This is a genomic window from Solemya elarraichensis gill symbiont, from assembly GCF_002021095.1.
Lineage (GTDB): Bacteria > Pseudomonadota > Gammaproteobacteria > Chromatiales > Chromatiaceae.
This window is the reverse complement of the sequence record NZ_MPRK01000343.1, coordinates 1-1,370: the sequence shown is the minus strand read 5'-3', so window position 1 is coordinate 1,370 and position 1,370 is coordinate 1. Positions and strand designations below refer to the sequence as shown.

Here is a 1,370-nt window from a genome sequence, read left to right as displayed (position 1 = left end):
GTTGCCATCACAGGAATGGGCGTCAGAAGCTGTGTCAGCTTCACACTCAAGGTCTTCATAGGCGGCAGCCAGTTTCAGACCGTTGTTGGAGTACATGGCAGAAACAGACCACATGTCAGCAAGGCCATCACCTTGAGGCCCGCCTTCGCCTGGAACGATTGCGCCAGCAAAAGTCAGACCATTGAAGTTGGGTGAAACATAGGCGATTGCGTTGGATGCACGAACTTCGTGGAAAGCTCCCAAGCCGTTCATGTCCATCGCGGTATCACCCATGGCGTCGATGCCGGTGCTGTAGTAAGCCATCGTGTAAGGCGTGTCATGACGACCGTAGAGGAAAGTGCCCCAGTCGCCGGTTAGGCCGATGTAGGCATTACGAGCAGCATTCCATGCACCGCCGTCAGCGAAGTCATAACCGCTTTCCGCTTTCCAGATCAGGCTCATGCCGTTGCCGAGATCCTCGGTGCCCTTGAAGCCGATGCGTGAGGCGCGTGACTTGACCTGCCACTGAGAGTCATCCCAACCACTTGAATCGTCATCGAAGTAATCGATAGCAACGTGAACCTTACCGTAGACGGTGACGCCTGCGTTTGCAGCAGAAGCTGCAATCAGAGCAGCAACAGCTGCAGCAATAATTGCTTTTTTCATCATAAAAACCCCTAAATCAACTAATTAATTTGTTATATTTGTATCATATATAATACAGAACAAAGTCTGTATTAACAGTTGGAGTATAGAACCTTCATCGGTAGATGTCATGTTGTTTATGGCATTTCCAACCAGGCCTTACTTGCTTGTTGTATTGACGTAACAATTGGCCGTTAGGCTTTATGGGTTCGCTAGGAAATAAACGATTCTCGATCATGAATGACCGCTTCTGGCCGAAAGCGGACGTTAAATGGAATTTGACGCTCTGACCTGTGAATGACTGCTTACGACCCAAAGCGGTCGTTCGTGACAATGAAAAACGGGACCCGAAAGCCCCGTAATAAACTTCTTTATGTTGAATGAATCAACTTAGAAGGAGTGCATCAGACCGAGGCTGAAACCGGAGAGATCCTGGGTTTCAGGTCCCTGACGGTCATTTTCACCATCAGCATTTGCATAGACGGCGTAAGCCTTGGTGCGCTTGCTCAGCTTGTGATCAAGACCAATTGCCCAGTGTTCGCTTTCGCCAGGGGATCTATTGTCCCTGTCACTATCGTTTTCGCCATAGGCAACCTTGATTCGATTGTTGCCGAAGTCATAGGCGGCGCCAATCTGCCAAATCTGGGCTTACGCTGCGCGCCAAGGAGAGAGAATCGAAGGCGCGTAGTCCCCGGTAGCCACTAGGCGAGACTGTTTTTCTGACGTGCGCCAGCGCCAAAGGAAAA

General features: G+C 50.2%; 2 protein-coding genes. Both read right to left on the bottom strand.

The features are described 5' to 3' along the window. Positions 1–648 (bottom strand): porin (locus BOW51_RS10815; protein WP_135568286.1); only part of this gene is annotated, 648 nt, incomplete at its 3' end. Positions 649–1,014: 366 nt separating this feature from the next. After that, entirely contained in the window at positions 1,015–1,257 is a 243-nt protein-coding gene (locus tag BOW51_RS11995) for a porin (RefSeq protein ID WP_370738173.1), read from the bottom strand. Positions 1,258–1,370 lie beyond the last annotated feature (113 nt).